The organism is Geobacillus sp. DSP4a (assembly GCF_013096875.1).
Lineage (GTDB): Bacteria > Bacillota > Bacilli > Bacillales > Anoxybacillaceae > Geobacillus > Geobacillus thermophilus.
Genome location: NZ_SDLD01000302.1, coordinates 1 through 231 on the forward strand (window position 1 = coordinate 1; position 231 = coordinate 231).

The 231-nt window shown below is 54.5% G+C and carries 1 pseudogene; it reads right to left on the reverse strand.

Annotation, left to right across the window (positions count from 1 at the left end):
- Positions 1-92: 92 nt before the first annotated feature.
- Positions 93-231, reverse strand: a pseudogene (locus ETC02_RS17435) (AAA family ATPase); the annotation flags it as partial.

Consider the following 231-nt stretch of genomic DNA (forward strand, 5'->3'; position numbering starts at 1 on the left):
TTGCACGCTCTTTCAGATGAAGATTTCCAGCGCGCCTGATGGACCGATGGAAAAGAGAAAGCACAAAAGAGGCCGATTCGGCCCCTTTCGTGCTAATACCCCATTTCCTCTGCGGCCATGCGCACCATTTCTTCGTCAATGGCGTCCTTTTTCAGCTGATACCCGTATAACAGGCACGTCGTGGCCAACGTGTTGATCACCCGAGGCCATCCCCGCGACTGCAGGGCAATC